Below are 21,300 nucleotides of genomic sequence, written 5' to 3' on the forward strand. Positions count from 1 at the left end.
GCACGACCGAACCGCGATCGACTGTGGGCAGTGGCTCCAGCCCTTTCATGCCCGTGCCTTTGCGTCATTGGCCATCTCGTCACTGGCCTGCATCAGCGCCTGCGAGACGGCGCGGCAATAGCCGGCATAGGCCATCGAGGTGCGAAACGCGTCGGCGCGCGGTTCAGAGGATTCGATACGACATTCGGCGCTGACGCGACCAGGCCGCGAGGTCATCACCACAACGCGCTGCGACAGATAAACCGACTCGAACACCGAATGGGTGACGAAGATGACCGTCTTGCCGAGTTCACGCCATAGCGCCAGCAGGTCGTTGTTGAGCCGGAAGCGCGTGATCTCGTCGAGCGCCGCAAACGGCTCGTCCATCAGCAGGATATCCGGCTCAGTCACCAGCGCGCGGGCCAGCGACGCCCGCATCTTCATGCCACCCGACAATTCGCGCGGATAGGCTTCGGCAAAGTCCGCGAGACCGACCTGTGCGAGCACCTCATCCACCCGCGCCGTCGACTGCGCATCCGGCATATGTGCCAGCTTCAGCGGCAGCCGCACATTCTCCCGGATTGTGCTCCACGGCATCAGCGTCGGCTCCTGGAACACGAACCCAATGGCGTGACCGCTGCTCTGCGCAGCGACATCTAAAGTGCCCGCTGACGGCACGATCAGGCCTGCAATCAGGCGGAGTGCAGTAGATTTGCCGCAGCCGGACGAGCCCAACAGCGAGACGAACTCGCCCTTGCGAATGTCGAGATCAAGCGGCCCCAGCGCCACGGTGCCATTGTCATAGACCTTCGTGACACCGCGCAGGCGCACGGCGGTGGGGGCATCGCTCGACGGCAACGCAGGTTCGACCATCTGCCGGGCTACTTCTTCGGCCGGAGATCGAGACCGACACCCTTGTTGATGAATTGCAGCGTATAGGCCTTGCGATAGTCGATGTCGCGCTTGACCACGCCTGCGCGTGACATCTTGTCGAAGAAGCTGGCAACACGCGCTTCGCTCATGGCGCCGATACCGTCTTTGAGCGCATCACCTGAGTCGACGATGCCGTATTCCTTCATCTTGGCGATGGAATAGGCCAGCAGGTCATCGGTCATTTCCGGGTTGAGCTTCTTGATGACTTCATTGGCGGCTTTGTTGTCGCCATAGAGATAGTTGTACCAGCCGATCATCGAGGCATCGACGAAACGCTGGACAAGGTCCGGCTTCTTATCGACCCATTCGCGGCGCGTTTCGATCAAGGTCGAATAGCCATCGAAACCGTAATCCGCGAGCAGCATCACGGTTGGCTTGAAATTGGCTTGCTTCTCGACCACGAACGGCTCGGACGTAACATAGCCCTGCATCGCACTGTTCTTGTCGACGATGAAAGGCTGCGCATTATAGGTGTAAGGCTTGACCTTGGACGCGCTGAAGCCAAGCTCGGATCGCATCCATTGGAAATAGCCGGCGACGCCCTCCTTCGAGATCAGCAGCGTCATCGGCTTGAGATCTTCGAGCTTGGTCACCTTGGGATTGGGATGCGCCAGAAAGACCTGCGGGTCCTTCTGGAAGATCGCGGCGACAGCGACCACCGGCACATTATTGGCGACGGCATCGAAGGATTGCAGCGTGTTCGCGCTCATGAAGAAGTCGAGCTTGCCCGAGATCAACAGGATGCGGTTGTTCACGTTCGGGCCGCCCGGCACGATGGTGACGTCGAGGCCGTAATTCTTGTAGGTGCCGTCCGCGACCGCCTGGAAGAAGCCGCCATGTTCAGCCTCGGCCACCCAGTTGGTTCCGAAACTGACCTTGTCGAGCCTGGTTTCCGCCGCGGCAGGCGACCACACGGCCATCACGGCCAATGCGCCAATGGTTAACGCGCGCAGCAGGGATATCGGGCTCATATTGGACTCCGTCGACCGTTATGGCCCATGATAGGAAGCAATCTGCTGCCAGACTACCCTGCAAAATTGACCAAAGAAACGCACCTCGATGACTGCCAATATGCCGCCCCGCGACTGGACTGCCATTCACTGGCCCGACATCGCCAAGAGCGATCCGGCCTCCTGGATTGCAGTGCTGCCATTGGCCGCGACCGAGCAGCACGGACCGCATCTGCCCCTCGGCACTGACGTCATGATTGCGGAGGCTTATCTTGCAGAGGTCCAGCGCCTGCTGCCCGCCGATATTCCGGTAACGTTCCTGCCGCTTCAACCTGTGGGCATTTCGACCGAGCACCTCGCCTTTCCCGGTACGCTGACCTTGCCGACCGAGATCGCATTGCAGACCTGGACCGCGATCGGCGAAAGCGTCGCGCGCGCCGGCGTTCAGAAACTCGTGATCGTCACTAGCCACGGCGGCAACAGTGCAGCAATGACGCTCGCGGCGCAGGACCTGCGCGCCGAATACGGCATGCTGGTCGCCACCACCGGATGGAATCGGTTCGGTGCGCCGGATGGCCTGTTCACCGACGAAGAATTGCGTCACGGGATTCATGGCGGCGCCGTGGAAACATCGATCATGCTGGCGCGCTATCCGCAGCATGTGTGCAACGACAAGATCGCGAACTTCGCATCGTCGGCGATCGCGATGGAGAAGAACTATCGCTGGCTGTCCGCAAGCCGGCCCGCGCCATTCGCGTGGCAGGCCGAAGACCTGCATCCCAGCGGCGCGATTGGCGACGCCACGCAGGCATCAGCCGACAAGGGCGAGAAACTGCTGGCACACGGCGCAAAAGGATTCTGCGAACTGCTCGCGGACATGCATCGCTTCGACGTGACAGCGTTTGATCGCGAACCGGATGCCGGCGCGTGAGATGTGGTTAACCGCGGATTGCGCGATTCACGCGACGACATATTCCGCGCGGATGACGACACAATCCTGAAACCAAAAGAATTTGCCTGAAACCAAATAGTTCGACCGGGTCTCGAACCCGATCCGTTTGGGCTCCGACTGATTGGCATGCAGGCCACGATGGCTGCACTTCAACAGGATGGAGTTATCCCATGTCGATCAAGTCCAAGATTGCTGCTTTCGCTCTCGTTGCTCTCACCGCTGCCGGCACCATGGCATCGTCCCAGCAGGCTCAGGCCAAGGGCCCGGGTATCGGCTTCGGCATCGCTGCCGGTGTAGTCGGCGCCGCGGTCGTCGGTAGCGCCATCGCCGCCAACAACGGCTACTACGGTTACGGATATCGCTGCGGCTGGGTCCGCCAGTATGACGGCTACGGCAACTATGTCGGCCGCGTCCGGACCTGCAACTACTAATCTCTTGATCGACTGACGTGGATTTGCGTCCGACACGGGCGCCTCATCCACCCCGTGTCGCACCAGACCCGCTCGGTTGTCCCCCCGAGCGGGTCATTTTTTTACGCTCATCGAATGCCCTTCGAGCCGTGCCGGCCAGCTGCTGTTATCCAACCGTCATGATCGGCTGCCACTGAAACATGCTTCTCCAGTTGCTTCTTGCTATTGCGAATTAGTTGCAATTATAGTCAGGGAGTCGACGGGTTGCTCGTTCTGTTTCGTTTTGTCTCATGACGACCCTCGATACCCCCAACGTTATGGGCGAATCGACTATTTTTGTGGAATATCAAACGGTTCGTTGCATGATCAGCGGCGACCTAAAGCGAGAAGTGACGGCCGCATGAAGTACCCCGACCGATCGCGAGTATTGTCGTGAAGCGCGTTTTGGCCGGTTTTGCGCTGGGCGCATTGGCGTTCGATGGCTCTGCGATCGCGGCCGATATTTCGCCCGGCATGGCGCTGAAAGCGCCCCGCCTGGTTTACGACTGGACCGGGTTTTATCTCGGCGGTCACATCGGCTATGGCGGCGGCAGCTTTGGTCCCGGCAGCAATCCGCTGCCCGCGCAGGGCGTTTTCCTGCCGCCTTCGCCAACCGGCCTGATCGGCGGCTACCAGATCGGCTACAACAGGCAGCTCAGCAACAACGTCGTGCTGGGCTTCGAGGCCGACGCCACGTTCAGCAGTCCGCAGGACGCAGCGCGGTTGATGCCAGCGCCTTTCCATACGACCTTCGACTATTTTGCGACCGCACGCGGCCGCATCGGCTACGCCTTCGGTGCGTTGATGCCGTACGTCACCGGTGGCGTGGCGTGGGGACGCACCAAACTCACTCTCAATGAGGCCGACGGCGACCTCATATCATCGGCGACCCGCACCCATTTCGGCTGGACCGCCGGCGCGGGCGTCGAATTTGCCGTTGGCGGCAACTGGACCGCGAAGGCCGAATACGCCTATCTCGATTTGATGCGGCAGACCTATGACCTCGGCAATGCCGGGCTGCCGAATGTGAGCGTTGATCCGAATATTCACACCGTCAAAGTCGGCTTGAATTATCGGCTGTGGGACACGCCGCCATGGTTGCCGTCAGCCCCCATCGTCGGCAAGACTGTGCTGCCGGAATCGACAGACTGGAACGTCCACGCCCAAACCACCTTCATCGCGTCCGCCTATCCGCGGATTCGCTCGCCCTATGAAGGCACCAACAGCCTTCCTGGCGGCGGCCAAGGGCGCGAGACCTTTACGACGACGGCGTTCCTCGGCTGGCGACTGTGGCAGGGTGGTGAGCTCTATCTCAATCCCGAGCTGGCGCAGGGCTTCGGCCTCAACTCCACGCTCGGCCTCGCCGGCTTCCCCAATGGCGAGGCGCAAAAGGGTGGCGCGCCGTTTCCGCGCTTTCGCATGCAGCGCTATTACTTCCGCCAGACGTTTGGCCTCGGCGGCGAGCAGGAAGACGTCCCCGACGCCGCCAATCAATTGGCAGGCAAGCGCGATATCGACCGCATCACGCTCACGGTCGGACGCTTCGCGGTGGGTGATTTCTTCGATGGTAATTCCTACGCCAAGGATCCGCGCGCCGACTTCATGAACTGGGCGATGTGGTCATCGGCCGCTTACGACTTTCCAGCCGACCTGCCGGGCTTCACCCGCGGCGCCATCGTTGAACTGAACCGCAAGGACTGGGCGATCCGAGCCGGCCTGTTTCAGGTGCCGGCGCAGCCTAACAACGACGTCCTGACGTTCAAGACTGGCGGCGCGGTCGTCGAATTCGAGGAGCGTCACCAGATCTTCGACCAGCCCGGCAAGTTGCGCGTCGGTGCCTTCATCAATCGCGGCAATACCGGCAGCTATCGCGGCGCGCTGGCGATCGAGGCCAATGATCCCACGCTGGATATCAACGACGTGATGTCCTCGATCCGCCGCGCCAGCAATAAATACGGCTTCTACGTCAACGGTGAGCAGCAGGTTGCCACTGACGTCGGCATCTTCGGCCGCGTCAGCTGGAACGATGGCCAGAACGAGATCCTGTCCTTCACCGATATCGACCGCAGCGTCTCTGCCGGCGTCTCGATCAAGGGTAGCCATTGGGGCCGCGCCAATGACACGATCGGCCTTGGCGGCGCGATCAACGGACTGTCCGCTGCGCATCGCGACTTCCTCGCCGCTGGCGGCAACGGATTGCTGATCGGCGACGGACGGCTGAATTACGGCACCGAGCGCATCCTCGAAACCTATTATGCCTATGCCATCGACAAGAACTTCACCCTCACGGCCGACTACCAGCTGATTGCGAACCCTGCCTACAACAAGGACCGCGGACCGGTCTCGATCTTTTCAGGCCGATTGCACGGCGAGTTCTGACGACACATCCTTGCGCCGTTTGTAGCCCGGATGAGCGCAGCGCTATCCGGGCTACGATAATCTAGGCCGAACGTTCCAGAGCTGCTGGCAGGAACGAGCCCGCTTGCGCCATCTCCCATGCATCGCGAAAGCGCTTGTCGCCGGTGCCATCGACCAGCTCGTTGTGGCGCAGCGCCGGATACATCCGCGTGAAGGACAGAACATCGGTGCTGGAGGCGCGATGCGAGAAATGGATCGGGCGAATATCCTGCGGATGAGCGAGCCCGGCTGCCGCGATCAGCTCAGCCAGCGCATGCAACGTCGCCTCGTGATAGTTGTAAACGCGATCGGTCTTCTGTGGCACGGCCAGCGCGCGGTTGCGCGTGGGGTCCTGCGTCGTGACGCCGGTTGGGCAACGATCGGTGTGGCAGCTCAGTGACTGGATGCAGCCCAGTGCGAACATGAAGCCGCGCGCCGAATTGCACCAGTCCGCGCCGAGCGCCATCGCGCGGGCGATATCGAAGGCCGTCGCGATCTTGCCGGAGGCGCCAATCTTGATGCGGTCACGCGCGCCGATGCCGATCAGCGCATTGTGCACGAAGTTGACGCCCTCGCGCATCGGCATGCCCAGATGATCCATGAACTCCAGCGGCGCCGCGCCCGTGCCGCCTTCATTGCCATCGATCACGATGAAATCCGGATAGATGCCGGTCTGCAGCATCGCCTTGCAGATCGCGAGGAATTCCCAGGGATGACCGATGCACAGCTTGAAGCCGGCGGGCTTACCGCCGGATAGACGGCGCATCTTGTCGATGAACTCCATCATCTCGATCGGTGTTGAAAACGCCTTATGATAGGCCGGCGAGATACAGTCCTCACCCATGGCGACGCCGCGGATGCGCGAGATCTCTTCCGACACTTTTGCCGCTGGCAACACGCCGCCGTGGCCCGGCTTTGCGCCCTGGCTGATCTTGAGCTCGACCATCTTGATCTGATCGTTGACGGCAAGCTTCGCGAAGGCGTCGGGATCGAAGTTGCCATCACGCGTGCGGCAACCAAAATAGCCGGAGCCGACTTCCCAGATCAGGTCGCCGCCGTTCTCCTGATGATACGGACTGACGCCGCCTTCTCCAGTGTCATGCGCGAATTCACCACGCTTGGCGCCAGCATTCAGCGCGCGGATCGCATTGGGGCTGAGTGCACCAAAGCTCATAGCCGAGATGTTCAGTACCGAGGCCGAATAGGGCTTGAGGCAATCCGGGCCGCCGATGGTGATGCGGAACTGCTCAGTCGCTTGCGGCCGCGGCGCGACCGAATGGTGCATCCACTCATAGCCCTCTTCGTAAACGTTCTTCTGGGTGCCGAAGGGACGTTTGTCGAGCACCATCTTGGCGCGCTGATAGACCACCGCGCGCGTGTCGCGGCTGAACGGCATGCCATCCTTTTCGCTCTCGAAGAAATACTGCCGCATCTCCGGACGGATTTCTTCGAGCAGGAAGCGGATATGCGCCGAGATCGGATAGTTGCGCAGAACCGCATGGTCCTTCTGCAGCACGTCGTGAATGCCGAGCATGGTCAGGCCGCCGAAGACGATGACCGGGATGACAACGAGAGGGATGACTTTCGGGTCGTGAATGCCAATGCCGACCAGCAGCAAGGTGGCGACACCGCAGATCGTCAAAACGATGAAGCGCGGCGAGAGAGGAAGCATCAACGTTTCCATAAAAATCCTGCCTGACATGAATGGCGCTAGCGTTACACAGACCCGATGACGCAAACATCACAAGCGCGTTGCCGCAGAGCATCGCCCCAGAGTGCCCAATCTATCGCGCCACGCTCAATGAATCGTTGCAAAAAGCGAGGGCCCCAAACGACAAAACCCGCGCCGAAGCGCGGGTTTTGCAGTGCAGTGAATTTTGATGGTGTCGGGCTGCCTTAGCGCTCGACGAACGCCTTCTCGATCACGAAGTGGCCCGGCTTCGAGCCGCTGCCTTCGATGAAATCGCGCTCTTCGAACATGATCTTGAGATCTTCGAGCATGCTCGGGCTGCCGCACAGCATGATGCGGTCGGTCTCGATCGAAAGCGGGCCCTGGCCGATGTCATTGAACAGCTGCGACGACGCGATCAGGTCCGTGATCCGGCCGCGGTTGCGGAACGGCTCGCGAGTGACCGTCGGGTAATAGGTGAACTTGTCCTTCATCAGCTCGCCGAACAGCTCGTCCTCGGCCAGCTTGGCGACCAGGCGCTCGCCGTAAGCGAGTTCGGAAACCTGACGGCAGCCATGCACGAGCACCACATGCTCGTAGCGCTCATAGACGTCCGGGTCCTTGATCAGGCTGGCGAACGGCGCGAGGCCGGTGCCGGTGGAGAGCATCAGCAGGCGCTTGCCGGGCAAAAGATTGTCGGTGATCAGCGTGCCGACTGCCTTGCGACCGACCAGGATGGTGTCGCCTTCCTTGATCTTCTGCAGGCGCGAGGTCAGCGGACCGTCCGGCACCTTGATGCTGAAGAATTCCAGCTCTTCCTCGTGGTTCGCGCTGGCCATCGAATAGGCGCGCAGCAGCGGCTTGCCATCGATTTCCAGGCCGATCATGGCGAACTGGCCGTTCTGGAAGCGGAACGAGGTGTCGCGGGTGGCTTTGAAGCTGAAAAGTGTATCGGTCCAATGCTGGACGGAAAGAACTTTCTCTCTGTGAAAGGCGCTCATGAGATCTGATTTTCCAGTGCGGGCTTTTTTAGAACAAGTCCATTGTTTGCCGCGTCACGATGCCGAGAAACCATTGCGGCTATTGGCTAATTTTGGTTCTCGCAGCTGCGAATGACAATTAGTCAAAGAAGCCATGAAGTGCAATTGCGGACTGAGGGAGGCGGTCGATTAATTTCCAAAGCAGGTTACCCATGCAGCAGCAGCCCATCTGGCCACGACATTAAATTACCCGATATGGGAGGTTTCGTTCAGTTTCTTGCCGGACACCGTTAATGGTATCCGGCTGGATCACCCGATCCCGATCCGGTAGTTTCCGGCCACCTCGTTAAAGTCGTCGCAGGCGGCTTTTCGTTCAATCGTCGGCCTGGTCCTTGATGACATCCCTTCGCGACATCCGGGGCGGAAAGCCCCCATCCTATCCCGACCAGTCGATCTATGCCGAATACGCTTGCCGCCAGTTCGGGCTGGATTTCGCCGACGTCGATGGCGGAACGGGCCTGATCTTCACCGTCGGCCGCAATGGCAGGAGCGCATCCTTCGGCGCCGGACGCGGCTCGTTCTTTCCGCAGAACAACGCCACGGCTGCGACGCTGGCCAACGACAAGTATTTCGCCAATGTGCTGATGGAGCGCGCCGGCGTCCCGACTTTGGGCGGGAAATACTTCTTCCTGCATGAGCGTTATCGCGCCCATCGCCCGCCCGGTCACGAACATGCCGACGCCGTCTGGCATTTCGCCGAACTCGGCGACCGGGCCTTCATCAAGCCGCTCATGGGATCGCGCGGCGACTTTGCGGAGATTGTCGTGGGCGGCGACGCGCTCATGGCCTATCTCAAGCAGGTCGCGCAGTATTATGACGCGATCCTGATGCAGCGCATCTATACCGGCCAGGAATATCGCGTGTTCATCCTCGACGACGAGGTCGTGTATTGCGCGCAGAAGACGGCGCCCTTTGTGACGGGCGACGGCAAAGCGACGCTCAGGCAATTGATCGCCGCGGAGACGTCCGCGCTGGACCGCCACGGGATTTCCTCGGCCGCCACGGGTCCCGACGACACCTCCCTCGATCGCGTGCTGCCATACGGCGAGCGGCGCGCGATTTCCGGCCGGATGAATCGCAGCGCAGGCGGCAGCATGAGCTTTGCGGCGCCGAGCAACGAAACTGTTGCCTTTGCGATGGCGCTACAGGCCGCCAAGGCGCTGGGCCTGCGCGCTGGCGCGGTCGACCTGTTTACGGATATCGACGGCGATGCTGCGGCCTTGCGCGTAATCGAGGTCAATGCCAATCCGTCGATCCGCTTTCTTGAAGACAGCGGCCGCGAGGATCTGATCCTGCGCATCTGGCGGCATACATTTACGGCGATTGGCCTGCTCGATGTTTAACCTGCCCAAATATGGCGACGGCCTATGCCTCGCCCGGCTGGCGATGCTGCTCGACGCGCTGTCGATCGACCGTGTCAGGCTGCGCAAACATTCCGTCGTCGTTACCGGCTCCAACGGCAAGGGCTCGACCGCGGCGTTCTGCGCCAGCATCGGACGCGCTTTCGGCCTGCGGACGGGCTTGTTCACGTCACCACATCTCTATCGCTTCAACGAGCGCTTCCAGGTCGACGGCGTGCCCGTCGATGACGAGTTGCTCGAAGCCCTCGTCCTGCGCGTGGCCACGGCCATCGCAGATCTCAAGCAGCACACGCTGCATGAGACCTTCGGCGCCTTCGAGGCGCAATTCGCGCTGGCCTGTCTGTATTTCCAGGAGACCGAATGCGAATTCGCCGTGTTCGAAGCGGGCATCGGCGGACGTTACGATCCGGTTCGGCTGGTCGGCGCCGACATCACCTGCGTCACCTCGGTCGATCTCGAACACGTCAACCTGCTCGGCAACTCGCTGGAGCTGATCGCCTGCGACAAGAGCGATGCATGTATCTCGGGCGGCACCGTCGTCTATGGTGAGAACTGCCTGCCCATGCGCGGCAATCTCGCCGAGTACAATCGCAACCGCAACGTCACCGGCCTGCATATCGGCGGCGAGATCACGATCAGCAACGTCTTTGCATCATCCAAGGCCCAGGCTTTCAACTGCCGGCTGGGCGCATTCGATCTGCGCGCGCTCGAACTCATGCTGGCCGGCGAGTTCCAGCTCAACAATGCTGCCATTGCAGCTGCGCTGTTCATTCTCTGGATGCAGCGCATGCATCCGGATGCGACCACCAGCGCCATCGATCTCGCGGTCCGGACCGGGCTGCGCGATACCAGATGGCCAGGACGGCTCGAGATCGTTCAGCGCGATCCCCTGACCGTCATCGATGTCGGCCATACGCCTGATGGCGTGGCACAGGCTCTGAAGAGCCTTCGCGCCATCCATGGCGATGACAACTGGTTGCTGGTGCTCGGCGTCTCCGGCGACAAGAACGTCGATGATATCGCCAAGCATCTCGCGCCCGTCTTCGATACGATCGTGTGCACCCGCGCCTATCACAAGGGCGCAGACGCGCGCGTGGTCGGCGCTGCAGCGCGCAAGGCCCATCCAGCCGCGCGCATTCATGTGGCCAATGCCATGGAAGACGCGGTGCGCCTCAGCCAGCAACTGGCTCGCGCCGTGCCGCGCAAGATCTATGTGGCGGGTGGACTGTTCGCGGCGATCGAATATGCCACGGTGCTGCGCGGCGGCAAGGCGCAGGATCTGGTGTTTTTTTGAGAGATTGAGCGGCCTCTCAGCTGTCGTCCCCGCGAAGGCGGGGACCCATAACCTCCGAGCCTGAGGTTAGAAACTGCCGTAGCCACAGTGCCAAATCTTTAAATCGGCGTGTATGGGTCCCCGCCTTCGCGGGGACGACATTTGATAGTACCATCGACCTAATGAAGAACGCTAAGCCTCAATTCGTCCCGCCCGCTGAATCGTCCAGCACTTTAAAACTCTCTTCCAGCTGCGGCGAAATCGAAACGCCCATGCGCTCGCCGGTCGGCAGGCGGGCGACGAACCATTTGTTATAGAGCGGGATCAGATCGCGATTCGAGCCGAGCCGTCGAAACGCACGCTCGACGACAGCCGCAAGCTGCGGCTCACTCTTGCGGAACATGATGCCGTAGGGATCATAGGACAGGTAATCGCCGACCACGCGGAATTTGTCCTGCGACTTGTGCCGCGCGATCAGACCCGACAGCAGGATATCGTCCGTTGCAAAGGCATCGGCCTTGCCGTCGACCAGCATCTGATAGCTCTGCTCGTGATCGGGCGAAACCACGATGTTGAGGCCGAGATTGAACTTCTTGTCGACCGCATGCATCGCCTGTTCGTTGGTGGTGCCTTTGGTAACGACGATGGTCTTGCCCTTGAAGTCGGTCGGCGCGGTACCCGTGGTGGTTTTCGGCACCATCAGCTTGGTGCCGGCGACGAACATGAGCGGCGAGAACGCAACCTGCTTGCGCCGTTCGGCATTGGCCGTGGTCGAGCCGCATTCGAGGTCGATCTTGCCGTTGACCACGGCGGGAATGCGATCGTCCGACGTTACTTTTACATATTCGATCTTGAGCTGGGGATCGTCGACCTCGATGCCGATATCCTCGACGATAGCCTCGCAGAGTTCGAGACTGTAGCCGATCGGCCGGCCCGCCTGATCGAGGAACGAGAATGGCGGCGAGCTCTCGCGGTAGCCGAGTTTGACCACATGCGCCTTCTTGATCGCTGCCAGCGTCGGGCTAAGCCCTTCCGCAGGCGCTTGCGCCTGCGCAGTCGTCGCCAGCAGCAAAGCTGCCAGAAGCCCGGTGATCGAACCGGTCAGATAGTAGCGCATCACGCACCTCAACCATGTCCGAGGGCGGGAATTTCTCCGGGAATCATGTCGCCAGGCACCACATCGTCGGGACCCAGCTCATGCTCGGGCGCGAGTTCGCCTTCCCATTTTGCGACCACCGCTGTGGCCAGCGAGTTGCCGATCACGTTGGTGGCGCTGCGACCCATATCGAGGAACGTATCGATACCCATGATCATCAACAACCCGGCTTCGGGAATATTGAACTGGCTGAGCGTGGACGCGATCACCACCAGCGAGGCACGTGGCACGCCGGCCACGCCCTTCGAGGTGATCATCAGCGTTGCCAGCATCGCGAGCTGCGTGCCGAGCGACATCTCGATGTGATAGGTCTGCGCGATGAAGATGCTGGCGAAGGTGCAGTACATCATCGTGCCGTCGAGATTAAACGAATAGCCCAGCGGCAGCACGAAACTGGAGATGCGCGACGAGGCGCCGAAGCGGTTAAGACCTTCCAGCGTCTTCGGATAGGCAGCTTCCGAACTTGCCGTGGAAAACGCAATCATCAAGGGTTCGCGGATCAGCCGCAGCAGATGGCTGTAGCGCGGCCCGATGACGATGAAGCCCACCACCACGAGAATGCCCCACAGGATCGCCAGCGACAGATAGAAGCCGCCCATGAAGACGATCAGCTTCCACAACACACCGAGGCCATTCTTGGACACGGTCGCCATGATCGCCGCCCACACCGCCAGCGGTGCGAACAGCATCACATAGCCGGTGACCTTCAGCATGATGTGACCGAGGTCATCGATCAGTTGCAGCATCGGCTTGGAGCGTTCCGGCATGGCGCCCATCGCAACTGCGAAGAACACGGCAAAGATGACGATCTGCAGGATCTCGTTCTGCGCCATGGCGTCCGCGATAGAGGTCGGGATCAGATGGGTCAGGAATTTTTCAATGGAGAAAGCCGACACCGGCAGGCCCGTCGATTGCCCCGCAGCCGGCAGCGTTCCCGGGAAATTCGCGCCGGGCTGCAACAGGTTGACCATCACGAGGCCGAGCAACAGCGAGATGAAGGAGGCGCTGACGAACCAGCCCATGGTCTTGGCGAAGATGCGGCCGAGCTTGGAGCCCGAGCCCATATGGGCGATGCCGCCGACCAGCGTGGCAAAGACCAGGGGCGCGATGATCATCTTGATCAGGCGCAAAAACAACATGGCGATCAGATTGACGTCGGCCGCGATCTCGCCGCGACTATCGGGCAAATAGTTGAAAACCAGCGAGCCCATCACGATGCCCAGCGCCATCGCGATCAGAATGTATTGCGTAAACCTGTTCGACATACCGACCCCCGTTACACATTCCCAACTGCGACAGTCTGTCATATTGATCAGAGCGCGCAACAAGCTTCGTCAGCCGCGTACCGTTTCGGTATCATCAGGCGGCAAATAGCCGTTGTGGAATGCCGCGCTGCCGCATAGCGTCATCGCCAACTACAAAAACTGTGCAGTCTGATTGTTTTGTACGCGGCGACTGCAACAAGTTTCGACACAGGAAGAAACAGGGAGACAACGGCCATGACCGACACCGTGAATCATCAGGTGCTGCTCATCGAAAAGCCCACAGGAAAATTGGGGCTAGAACATTTCAAACTATCAAAGGGTCCGATTCCCGAGCCGAAGGACGGCGAGGCGCTGCTGCGCGTGCGATACATCTCGCTCGATGCGGCCAATCGCGCGTGGATGCACGGCGCGACCTATCGCGCTGCCGTCGAGGCCAATACGGTGATGGCGGGCGGCGGCATCGCCGAAGTCGTGTCGTCGAAGTCGCCTGCGCTGAAGCCGGGTGACATCGTGTTCGGCGACACCGGCTGGCAGAATTACGCAGCGGTGCCGGCCAAGCATCTCAACAAGATGCCATCAATGGAGCCGATGACGCATCTGCTCAGCGTCTATGGCATCGCCGGACTTACAGCCTATTTCGGCCTGCTGGACGTCGGCAAGCCCAAGGCGGGCGAGACCGTCGTCGTCTCGGCGGCGGCCGGTTCGGTCGGCTCCATCGTCGGCCAGATTGCCAAGATCAAGGGCTGCCGGGTGATCGGCATCGCCGGCGGCAAGGACAAATGCGACTGGCTGACCAAAGAACTCGGCTTCGATGCCGCGGTGGACTACAAGGACGGCGCGGTGTTCAAGGCGCTGAAGGCGGCTGCGCCGGGTGGCATCGACGTCTACTTCGACAATGTCGGCGGTGACATTCTCGAGGCTTGTCTCGCACAAATGAATCTCAACGGCCGCATCGCCTGCTGCGGCGCCATCTCGCAATATGACGGCGCGCCCTCGGCGACCGGCCCGCGCGGCGTGCCCGGTCTGATCGTGGTGAAACGCCTGATCATGCAGGGCTTCATCGTGATGGACTATATGAACCAGCGCGAAAAGGCTTTGACCGATCTGCAGTCCTGGGTCGCCGCGGGCAAGCTCAAGGTCCAGGAAGACGTTATCGACGGGCTGGAGAACACGCCGCAGGCGCTGATCGGTTTGCTGGCCGGTGAGAACCGGGGCAAGCGGATGGTGAAGGTGTAGGGAGATAGCGTAGCGGCGCTTTCTTGTCCCTCCCCCAAGCGGCGAAGCCGCGCCGTGGGGAGGTTGGATCGACCGCGGAGCGGTCGAGACGGGTGGGGTGGTGCCACGAATGCTGTCCTCGCATAGGGGAGAGGCCCCACCCCGGCCTATCGGCCGACCCTCCCCACTGCGCATTGCTGCGCAATGCTAGAGGGAGGGATGCCTCTGGCGCCTGTGCGTCGTTGCTGATGTGAATGTCAAACAGCCACTGATCTTCAGACATGCGTTATCACCCCCATTATTTGCGGCGCGGGGGCGCCGTCGTGTCTTGCATTCCCGCCCTCTGTTGAGAGGGCGTGCGGAACGCCGGGTGCCCGTTGCACCCTTGGGCCTGATGCGATGCGGTCTTCCGCAATCTAGAGTGCATCAGGACTTTCGGAGGCGCCGAGCCAGTGCCCGACGTTCCGCCTGCGGTGTTTTTTCGGTTGCTTGCACTTTGCCTCAACGAACGCTCCGATCGCGAATTAAAGTCCCAAGGCGATGGGAAGGGAGCCTCAAGCGACTAGGCCGAACGCGTTTCGAGTTGGTCGTCCGTCGCGCTGTCCAGGGGGTTGTCCATCCGAAGGTCGGCCGTGTCCTTGCCAGTGGCAGTGCTGGCGCAGATCCGTCCTGCCCGAAGACAGACGTTCCCCCATGAACCGCGTGACGCCGCATCTCCGGCGTCCACCGCATCCCACCCCGCGAACGTGACGATCGCGATCGCCCCTCTCGGTGGGGCAGGACGAAGGGGAATATAAACCTGACAAAAATATTGTCAACGGCGGATAGGAAAATATGTTTAGGGCTGTCTTGCCGCCCCAAGCTCGTCATTCCCAGGCAAACCAATTGGTTTGCCTGAGGGCGGGACCGACGTCGGAGGCGACGGGACCGAACCCGGAATCCCAGCATGGGAATCTCCAGACGGTGTAAAACACTCTGGGATTCCGGGTTCGCGTCCGGCAAGTGCCGGCCGCGCCCCGAATGACAATGGGGAGGACAGCGCCCCGGAACAACGAGCGACGAGCCATGCAGATTGCGACGCGCCCCCACGCCGCGACGTCCTATCCACCCGCCCCCCGCTTTTGTATGACCTAGCCCTCACTCCCTCCAGCCCATCGATATCTCGCAAGAAGGAAAATCCATGACTGATGCGGCGACTGACGCGGCCTATGCTGAACTCGAAGCCGCCGGCTGGAGCATCATGGACGATGACGGGTTCATCCATTTCGTCGGCCCGATGTGGCACCGGATCGTCGATGGCATCAATGAATTCGCCATTCTCGGCCAGGACAAGCACCGCAACCGCCGCGGCGTGGTTCAGGGCGGCGCGGTGATGACGCTGGCCGACCGGAGCTGCGGCATGGCGGCGCGCGAGGCAGCGGGGGTCGAGGCGCTCGCCACGGTCCAGATGGATACTTATTTCGTCGATGCCGCGCGGATCGGCGACCTGATGATCTCCCGACCGAAGGTCGTGCGTGCCACCAAGAGCCTGATCTTCATGAGCACCGAGGTCAGTGTGAACGATCACGTGGTCGCCACGGCACATGGTGTGTTCAAGACGGTCCGCGACCGCACCGATGCCGGGCGCAAGAACGACTGACCTGACGGCGCCGCGGATTTTTCGTCATCTTCACGGATTTTTTTTCGCACGCGGCGGAACGAAAGCGCGATCAGCTCGCTTAGCAAAGACATGCGAACCAAAACAGTTTTTACGCGACCTATATTCGTATTCGATTGATCACGTTTAGACTGACCGATGCTTTCGACCCGAACCATCCCGGCCCTGTGGCCCATGGAACCGGCGATCAAGGTTCAAATCCCATGGCCCAAGACGCTGCCGTAAACGACGCCGCCCTCCCCACCACCGTCCTGGTCGTCGAGGACGATGTACTGCTGCGCATGTTTGCGGTCGAGATGATCGAGGAAGCCGGTTTCCGGGTGATCGAGGCCCAGGATGCTGACGCTGCGATCCGCGTGCTCGAAGCACGCAACGATATCCGCATCATCTTTACCGATATCGACATGCCCGGCTCGATGAACGGGCTCAAGCTCGCCCATGCGGTCGCCAATCGCTGGCCGCCCATTCGCATCATCGCGACGTCAGGCCACTTCAGGATAGGCGAACGCGACCTGCCGGATGGCGGTCGCTTCATTGCCAAACCCTATCGACAGCACCAGATCATCGGCGCCCTCACCGAATTCGCCAATCCCCGCAGCGCATTCGGCGTCTGATAAGCCCCGTTCGCAATTGCGCTCACGCTTGACGCCTCCACACCGCCCGGTCACCCTCGGTTGCTAGATACCAGCTATCGGCGGGGGCAGGCGATGTGGGCATCACTCAAGAACTTTCTCGATAGTTCCATGTTTGCCCCGCACGGCATTTGTCTGCTGTGGGATCCCGGCCTGATCTGGCTTCACGTCGCCTCGGATGCACTGATCGCCGCGGCCTATTTCTCGATTCCCGTCGTCCTCACGATCTTCGTCTGGAAGCGCCGCGATGTGGAGTTCGGCTGGATCTTCTGGGCCTTCGCGCTCTTCATCATGGCCTGCGGCCTGACCCATGTGATGTCGATCTACACGCTGTGGGTTCCGGCCTATGGCGCCGAAGGAATCCTCAAGGCGATCACCGCCATCGCCTCGGTCGTCACCGCTGCGATTCTCTGGCCGCTGCTGCCGCGGCTACTGGCGATCCCCTCGCCCGCACAGTTGCGCGAAACCGAACTGGCGCTGATCGAGGAAGGCCGGCACCGGCGCGAGGCCGAGGACATGCTGCGCCATACGCAGAAGATGGAAGCGATCGGCCATCTCACCGGCGGTGTTGCCCATGACTTCAACAATCTGCTGACCATCATCATCGGCAATCTCGAAATCGCCGAGCACAGCATCTCGACCTGGACGGAATCGTCACGTGATCGCCTCAAGCGCGTCATTGCCAGCGCGGCCGGCGGCGCGCAACGCGCCGTGGTGCTGACCCAGCGCCTGCTTGCCTTCGCACGCAAGCAGCCGCTCGACCCGAAGACCATCAATGTCAACGGATTGCTCCACGGCATGTCGGACTTCTTCCAGCGCACGTTGAGCGAGAATATCGATCTCGAAATCGTCGGCGGCGCCGGGCTGTGGCAGGTCGAGGTCGATCCGAGCCAGATGGAAGCCGCCATCCTCAATCTCGTGGTCAATGCCCGCGACGCCATGGCCGGCCAAGACCATCTGAAGATCGGCAAACTGACGATCGAAACCAGCAACGCTTTCATCGACGAGATCTACGCCCTGCAGCATTCCGATGTGGTCATCGGGCAGTATGTCCTGATCTCGGTGACGGACACCGGACCGGGCATGCCCAAGGACGTGCAGGAGCGCGCGTTCGACCCGTTCTTCACCACCAAGGAGCCCGGACAGGGCACCGGCCTCGGCCTGAGCCAGGTCTACGGCTTCGTCAAGCAATCCGGCGGCCATGTGAAGATCTATAGCGAGGTCGGCGAAGGCACGACCATCAAGGTCTATCTGCCGCGCAGCAGGCAGCATACGGAGCAGGCAAGCGAGATCGAGAGGCGCATTGTCGGCAGCAAGGGCAACGAGACTGTGATGATCGTGGAGGACGATCCGGATGTGCGGTCCTACCTGGTCGAGACGCTGGAAGGTCTCAACTATCAGGTCCGCGAAGCCGGCAATGCCGACGCAGCGCTGGCCGACTTCACCGACGATCCCGAACCATTCGACCTGCTGCTGACCGATATCGTGATGCCCGGCATGAACGGGCGACTGCTGGCCGACGAGATGCAGAAGCGGCAGCCGAAGCTGAAAGTGCTGTTCATGACCGGCTATTCGCGCAACGCCATCGTGCATCAGGGCCGGCTCGACCCCGGCGTCTCCTTGCTGCAGAAGCCCGTTACACAAGCAGCCCTCGGCAACAAGGTGCGCGAGATGCTCGACAAGAGATAGCGACTACGGGATCCGTCTGACGGACGGGACGACGCCCAGCGTCCGCTCCGGATGCGCCTGACGCCGCACCTCGCTCAGGGCAATGGCGGCACGCGACGTTTCGTGATTCGCGAACCAGAGTTCGAAATCCGGCACCGGCAGCGCAGGCGAATAGACGAAGCCCTGAATGACATCGCAGCCGAGTTCGATGAGAATCCGGCGCTGCCCGTCGGTCTCGACGCCCTCGGCGACCACGATCATGTCGAGACTCTGGCCGACGCGGATGATGGCGCGCGTAATCGCCAGCGCACTCGCCTCGCTTTCAAGGCCACGCATGAAGCTGCGATCGATCTTCAACTCACGGATCGGCAGATGCGCGAGACGGCTGAGGCTGGAATAGCCGGTGCCGAAATCATCCATCGACAGCTGCACGCCGGATTTGCGAATTTTCTCCATGGTCTCGACGGCGGTCGAATGCTCGCTCATCACCACGCCTTCGGTGACCTCCAGCATCAGCATGTCCGGCGACAGGCCGTTTTCGGCGATCACCTCGCCGACCAGCGTGGCGAGATCGCCATTCTGGAAATTGATCGGCGACAGATTGACCGAGACGCTGGGCACGTCGACGCCATTTTTGCGCCAGGCCGCGACCTGCCGGCATGCTTCGCGCAGCGACCATGTGCCTATCAGCTCGATCAGCCCGTATTCTTCCGCGAGCGGGATGAATTTCGAAGGCGGCACTTCGCCGAGCACCGGATCGGACCAGCGGGCCAGCGCCTCGACACCGTAAAGGCGACCGTCAGCGCGCACCTGCGGCTGATAGTGAAGCCGCAGCGCATCCTGCACGATGGCATTGCGCAGCGCCGTGCTGAAGGCGAGCCGCTCCTCGCTGACGCGGTTCATCTCTGCACTGAAGAAACGATAGGTCGAGCGGCCGGCCTGCTTGGCCTGATACATCGCCGCATCGGCATGTTTGAGCAGACCGTCGATGTCAGCGGCATTGTCGGGATAGATGCTGACGCCGATGCTGGCCGATACCGGCACCAGCTTGGCGCCAAGCTGCATGGGCGGCAGCAGTGTCTCAAGCAAGCGGCTGGCGATCAAGGCGGCGCCTTCAACATCGCAATTCGGCAGCACAATAACGAATTCGTCGCCGCCCTGGCGACTCAGCGTGTCGGCCGGCCGAATCTGCCTGCACAGTCGTTGCGTGACCTTGACCAGCAACTCGTCGCCAATGGAATGACCGAGCGTGTCGTTGACGTCCTTGAAGTGATCGATATCGAGGAACATCACGGCAATGCGGTCCCGCGGTTTGCTCTTGTCGATCAGCCCCGTCAGGATCTGGCGCAGTTGCGCGCGGTTCGGCAGGCCGGTCAGTGCATCGAAATAGGCCAGACGCGCGATTTCGCTGCGGGCCTCGTGCCGTTCAATCGCCAGTGCGCACAGATGCACACAGGCATCGACGATGGTCTGGTGCCAGCGCGTCGGGCCGCGCACTTCACGGAAATAGAAAGCAAAAGCGCCGATGACGCGACCATCCCGCGCCTTGATCGGCGTCGACCAGCAAGCGCGCAGGCCGGCTTCCAGCGGCAGGCTGCTATAGAGCTGCCACCGCGGATCGGTAGCGATATCGGTGGCCAGCACCGCGTGGCCGAGAAAGGCCGCCGCGCCGCAGGACCCGACATCGGGACCAGTGGCAATACCGTCAACAATAGGTGCGAAGGCGGCCGGGAGGCTGGGACCACCGAGCGGATGGAGCCGACCGTCCGCGTCCACATGCAGCACCGACGAGACGATATCGGGCGCGATGGCTTCGACGCGGTGGCAGAGATCACCGATCACATCCACGACCGGCATGTCGTTGGCCAGATTTTCCAGCACATGATGCTGCAGCGAATGGATCTGCTTGCTCTCGGTGATGTCGTCGAGCACCGCGACGAGATGCTCGACCTCACCGGCTTTATTGCGGCCTGCGTTGACCGTGCTTGAGATCCAGATCTCGTGACCGTCCTTGTCATAGACAAGGATATCCTCTTGCCCGTGTCCTTCGGCATCGATCTGCGCGTGAAATCGCTCCAGCGTTTCGTTGTCGGTATACTCTCCGGTCAGCAAATCCCGGGGGTGTTTGCCCATCGCTTCCGCGAGCGTGTATCCGAACAGTTCCGTAAAAGCGTCGTTGACATAGACGATGGTCATGTCGCGTTTGGAGACCATCACGACACGATCGGTCTTTTCGGCAACCAGTGCCATCAGCGCATTTTGCTCGCGGTCACGGACATCGTCCGTCACGTCGCGGATGAAGTTGATGTAGAGCGTCTTGCCGGCGTAATCGACGCGTGAGATCGAGAACGCGCCCCAGGCCTCGCTCCCGTCCTTGCGGCTGATCCTGAACTCGCGGCGGCCCTTGACCGCTACTTGCGGATCCATGGCAGATTTTGCCGCAATCACTCCATCGAGATGTTCGCGCACGTCGAGCGGCACAAGGAAGCTGGCCTGCCGGCCGACAACTTCGTCGCGGTGATATCCCCACATCCGCTCGGCCGCGGCATTGAAGTGTCGGATCTGGTTGTCGATCCCGGTGATCACGACAGCATCGACCGCCCGCTCGAACGCGGAGAACAGCGCCATCGCCTCTTCGCTGGGCTGGCCGACAGGACTTGCAGACATGAAACGACCTTCGATCACAGGAGCCGCGTGAGCACGA

The 21,300-nt window shown here is 61.2% G+C and carries 16 protein-coding genes; 9 read left to right on the forward strand and 7 right to left on the reverse strand.

What is annotated here, in order from left to right; genetic code table 11:
• Window positions 1-45: 45 nt before the first annotated feature.
• Both AB8A23_RS02440 and AB8A23_RS02445 read right to left on the reverse strand, forming a co-directional pair.
• Entirely contained in the window at window positions 46-852 is an 807-nt protein-coding gene (locus AB8A23_RS02440; RefSeq protein ID WP_439056993.1) for an ABC transporter ATP-binding protein, read from the reverse strand.
• Window positions 853-860: 8 nt separating this feature from the next.
• Window positions 861-1,883 carry an ABC transporter substrate-binding protein gene (locus AB8A23_RS02445; protein ID WP_439056992.1) on the reverse strand — a complete coding sequence of 341 codons (1,023 nt, stop codon included), beginning with the start codon at window positions 1,881-1,883 and terminating at the stop codon, window positions 861-863.
• A gap of 88 nt (window positions 1,884-1,971) precedes the next feature.
• Between AB8A23_RS02445 and AB8A23_RS02450 the strand changes: the two genes are divergently transcribed.
• The 3 genes from AB8A23_RS02450 (at window position 1,972) to AB8A23_RS02460 (ending at window position 5,642) form a co-directional block, all read left to right on the forward strand.
• Window positions 1,972-2,793 (forward strand): creatininase family protein, encoded by an 822-nt coding sequence (locus AB8A23_RS02450; protein WP_439056991.1) that lies wholly within the window; start codon window positions 1,972-1,974, stop codon window positions 2,791-2,793.
• 191 nt (window positions 2,794-2,984) lie between these two features.
• Window positions 2,985-3,245, forward strand: a complete 261-nt coding sequence (locus tag AB8A23_RS02455; protein WP_068733822.1) for a hypothetical protein — start codon at window positions 2,985-2,987, stop codon at window positions 3,243-3,245.
• Between the two features lie 411 nt (window positions 3,246-3,656).
• On the forward strand, window positions 3,657-5,642 hold the full coding sequence (locus tag AB8A23_RS02460) for a carbohydrate porin (RefSeq protein ID WP_439056990.1): 1,986 nt from the start codon (window positions 3,657-3,659) through the stop codon (window positions 5,640-5,642).
• 61 nt (window positions 5,643-5,703) lie between these two features.
• Here AB8A23_RS02460 and AB8A23_RS02465 read toward each other — a convergent pair whose 3' ends face one another.
• Together AB8A23_RS02465 and AB8A23_RS02470 are read right to left on the reverse strand one after the other, a co-directional pair.
• Window positions 5,704-7,344, reverse strand: coding sequence for an FMN-binding glutamate synthase family protein (locus AB8A23_RS02465; RefSeq protein ID WP_439056989.1), 1,641 nt, complete (start codon window positions 7,342-7,344; stop codon window positions 5,704-5,706).
• 212 nt (window positions 7,345-7,556) lie between these two features.
• The gene (locus AB8A23_RS02470; protein ID WP_093759912.1) at window positions 7,557-8,330 is read right to left on the reverse strand and encodes a ferredoxin--NADP reductase; all 774 of its coding nucleotides are present in this window, start codon (window positions 8,328-8,330) and stop codon (window positions 7,557-7,559) included.
• A 374-nt stretch (window positions 8,331-8,704) separates the two neighbouring features.
• On the opposite strand from AB8A23_RS02470, the gene AB8A23_RS02475 reads away from it, so the two are divergent.
• Both AB8A23_RS02475 and AB8A23_RS02480 read left to right on the forward strand, forming a co-directional pair.
• Complete coding sequence (locus AB8A23_RS02475) at window positions 8,705-9,712, forward strand: ATP-grasp domain-containing protein (RefSeq protein WP_439056988.1); 1,008 nt, start codon at window positions 8,705-8,707, stop codon at window positions 9,710-9,712.
• Window positions 9,705-11,024 carry a bifunctional folylpolyglutamate synthase/dihydrofolate synthase gene (locus AB8A23_RS02480; RefSeq protein WP_439056987.1) on the forward strand — a complete coding sequence of 440 codons (1,320 nt, stop codon included), beginning with the start codon at window positions 9,705-9,707 and terminating at the stop codon, window positions 11,022-11,024. Before AB8A23_RS02475 ends, AB8A23_RS02480 begins: the two co-directional genes overlap by 8 nt.
• Window positions 11,025-11,202: 178 nt before the next feature.
• Here the strand turns inward: AB8A23_RS02480 and AB8A23_RS02485 are convergent, their stop codons facing one another.
• Together AB8A23_RS02485 and AB8A23_RS02490 are read right to left on the reverse strand one after the other, a co-directional pair.
• Complete coding sequence (locus tag AB8A23_RS02485; RefSeq protein WP_439056986.1) at window positions 11,203-12,120, reverse strand: amino acid ABC transporter substrate-binding protein; 918 nt, start codon at window positions 12,118-12,120, stop codon at window positions 11,203-11,205.
• An 8-nt stretch (window positions 12,121-12,128) separates the two neighbouring features.
• Window positions 12,129-13,424, reverse strand: a complete 1,296-nt coding sequence (locus AB8A23_RS02490; RefSeq protein ID WP_089266305.1) for a dicarboxylate/amino acid:cation symporter — start codon at window positions 13,422-13,424, stop codon at window positions 12,129-12,131.
• Window positions 13,425-13,658: 234 nt separating this feature from the next.
• Between AB8A23_RS02490 and AB8A23_RS02495 the strand changes: the two genes are divergently transcribed.
• From AB8A23_RS02495 to AB8A23_RS02510, 4 genes are all read left to right on the forward strand, one after another.
• Complete coding sequence (locus AB8A23_RS02495; protein ID WP_439056985.1) at window positions 13,659-14,660, forward strand: NADP-dependent oxidoreductase; 1,002 nt, start codon at window positions 13,659-13,661, stop codon at window positions 14,658-14,660.
• 1,159 nt (window positions 14,661-15,819) lie between these two features.
• Window positions 15,820-16,278, forward strand: coding sequence for a PaaI family thioesterase (locus AB8A23_RS02500; protein ID WP_439056984.1), 459 nt, complete (start codon window positions 15,820-15,822; stop codon window positions 16,276-16,278).
• Between the two features lie 221 nt (window positions 16,279-16,499).
• Window positions 16,500-16,910, forward strand: coding sequence for a response regulator (locus AB8A23_RS02505; RefSeq protein ID WP_439056983.1), 411 nt, complete (start codon window positions 16,500-16,502; stop codon window positions 16,908-16,910).
• Window positions 16,911-17,039: 129 nt separating this feature from the next.
• Window positions 17,040-18,617 (forward strand): ATP-binding protein, encoded by a 1,578-nt coding sequence (locus AB8A23_RS02510; RefSeq protein ID WP_439056982.1) that lies wholly within the window; start codon window positions 17,040-17,042, stop codon window positions 18,615-18,617.
• 3 nt (window positions 18,618-18,620) lie between these two features.
• Here the strand turns inward: AB8A23_RS02510 and AB8A23_RS02515 are convergent, their stop codons facing one another.
• Window positions 18,621-21,263 carry an EAL domain-containing protein gene (locus tag AB8A23_RS02515; protein WP_439056981.1) on the reverse strand — a complete coding sequence of 881 codons (2,643 nt, stop codon included), beginning with the start codon at window positions 21,261-21,263 and terminating at the stop codon, window positions 18,621-18,623.
• Between the last annotated feature and the right edge of the window lie 37 nt (window positions 21,264-21,300).

It is taken from the genome of Tardiphaga sp. 619_E2_N8_4, from assembly GCF_051810905.1.
In the GTDB taxonomy this organism is placed as follows: Bacteria; Pseudomonadota; Alphaproteobacteria; order Rhizobiales; family Xanthobacteraceae; genus Tardiphaga; species Tardiphaga robiniae.

What these genes read in the sequence shown, in the direction of transcription:
- AB8A23_RS02440 (WP_439056993.1), bottom strand. Translation starts at nt 852, where the DNA reads ATGGTCGAACCTGCGTTGCCGTCGAGCGATGCCCCCACCGCCGTGCGC.
- AB8A23_RS02445 (WP_439056992.1), bottom strand. Translation starts at nt 1,883, where the DNA reads ATGAGCCCGATATCCCTGCTGCGCGCGTTAACCATTGGCGCATTGGCC.
- AB8A23_RS02450 (WP_439056991.1), top strand. Translation starts at nt 1,972, where the DNA reads ATGACTGCCAATATGCCGCCCCGCGACTGGACTGCCATTCACTGGCCC.
- AB8A23_RS02455 (WP_068733822.1), top strand. Translation starts at nt 2,985, where the DNA reads ATGTCGATCAAGTCCAAGATTGCTGCTTTCGCTCTCGTTGCTCTCACC.
- AB8A23_RS02465 (WP_439056989.1), bottom strand. Translation starts at nt 7,344, where the DNA reads ATGGAAACGTTGATGCTTCCTCTCTCGCCGCGCTTCATCGTTTTGACG.
- AB8A23_RS02470 (WP_093759912.1), bottom strand. Translation starts at nt 8,330, where the DNA reads ATGAGCGCCTTTCACAGAGAGAAAGTTCTTTCCGTCCAGCATTGGACC.
- AB8A23_RS02475 (WP_439056988.1), top strand. Translation starts at nt 8,705, where the DNA reads ATGACATCCCTTCGCGACATCCGGGGCGGAAAGCCCCCATCCTATCCC.
- AB8A23_RS02480 (WP_439056987.1), top strand. Translation starts at nt 9,705, where the DNA reads ATGTTTAACCTGCCCAAATATGGCGACGGCCTATGCCTCGCCCGGCTG.
- AB8A23_RS02485 (WP_439056986.1), bottom strand. Translation starts at nt 12,120, where the DNA reads ATGCGCTACTATCTGACCGGTTCGATCACCGGGCTTCTGGCAGCTTTG.
- AB8A23_RS02490 (WP_089266305.1), bottom strand. Translation starts at nt 13,424, where the DNA reads ATGTCGAACAGGTTTACGCAATACATTCTGATCGCGATGGCGCTGGGC.
- AB8A23_RS02495 (WP_439056985.1), top strand. Translation starts at nt 13,659, where the DNA reads ATGACCGACACCGTGAATCATCAGGTGCTGCTCATCGAAAAGCCCACA.
- AB8A23_RS02500 (WP_439056984.1), top strand. Translation starts at nt 15,820, where the DNA reads ATGACTGATGCGGCGACTGACGCGGCCTATGCTGAACTCGAAGCCGCC.
- AB8A23_RS02505 (WP_439056983.1), top strand. Translation starts at nt 16,500, where the DNA reads ATGGCCCAAGACGCTGCCGTAAACGACGCCGCCCTCCCCACCACCGTC.
- AB8A23_RS02510 (WP_439056982.1), top strand. Translation starts at nt 17,040, where the DNA reads ATGTTTGCCCCGCACGGCATTTGTCTGCTGTGGGATCCCGGCCTGATC.
- AB8A23_RS02515 (WP_439056981.1), bottom strand. Translation starts at nt 21,263, where the DNA reads ATGTCTGCAAGTCCTGTCGGCCAGCCCAGCGAAGAGGCGATGGCGCTG.